Raw genomic sequence first — 239 nt, forward strand, 5'->3', positions numbered from 1 at the left:
GGGGATTTCAATGGTGACGGAAGAGAAGATATTCTGTTTTATTTCCCAGGTGACGATAATTGGTGGCTTGGGGCATTTGAAGGTACGGAGCTAAAATGGCATTTCGTCGGTAACACCGCTGGTTTTGGACATGGGATCAATGACGGTCGACCGTTCTGGACGGGAAGGTTTTCTAATTCAACGATGGATGAGATCCTATTTTACTTCCCAGGTGATGATAACTGGTGGCTTGGCTCTTA

General features: G+C 46.0%; 1 protein-coding gene. It reads left to right on the plus strand.

The genetic code is table 11. The features are described 5' to 3' along the window. A partial coding sequence (locus HP552_RS04675; RefSeq protein ID WP_217506316.1) for a hypothetical protein occupies positions 1 to 239 on the plus strand: 239 nt, incomplete at both ends.

The organism is Paenibacillus xylanilyticus (assembly GCF_013359935.1).
GTDB classification, from domain to species: domain Bacteria; phylum Bacillota; class Bacilli; order Paenibacillales; family Paenibacillaceae; genus Paenibacillus; species Paenibacillus xylanilyticus.